At 67.5% G+C, this 418-nt stretch carries 1 protein-coding gene; it reads right to left on the reverse strand.

Features of this window, described 5'->3' with window-relative positions:
• On the reverse strand, window positions 1–418 hold a 418-nt coding region (locus EN781_RS33900; protein ID WP_127400796.1), incomplete at both ends, for a hypothetical protein.

The following is a 418-nucleotide window of genomic DNA, read 5'->3' on the forward strand; positions in this document are numbered from 1 at the left end:
CGCCTGGTCGTTGGCCTGCGGGTTGCCGGTGGCCAGCACCAGCCCGATGGTGCAGCCCTGCTGGGTGTCCGGCTGGGCCACCTTGGCGACGACCAGCACCTGGGTCGGCTTGTTCTCGTCATCGGGATTGCTGACCTCGCGGCGGTGGATGACGGCGAAGGGGATGGCGACGTCGCCGTTGGTCTCGATGCGCCATTCCACCTTGGGCCCGGCCGTGTTGAGGCCGGAGAAGCTTTCCCAGACCGAGGTCATGTCGCCGGACGGGAACCCGTAGAACAGCGATTCGCGGGCATCGTCGTAGCCGATCAGCACGGGGTAGCCGCGATAGCCGGAGCAGGCGAGGCTCGCCCAATCGCCTTCGCCCTCGGCCGCCTGCGCATAGGTTACGCAATCCCTCTCCCAGTCCCGATCGGTGTAG

Source organism: Mesorhizobium sp. M4A.F.Ca.ET.090.04.2.1 (assembly GCF_003999085.1).
Taxonomy (GTDB): Bacteria; Pseudomonadota; Alphaproteobacteria; order Rhizobiales; family Rhizobiaceae; genus Mesorhizobium.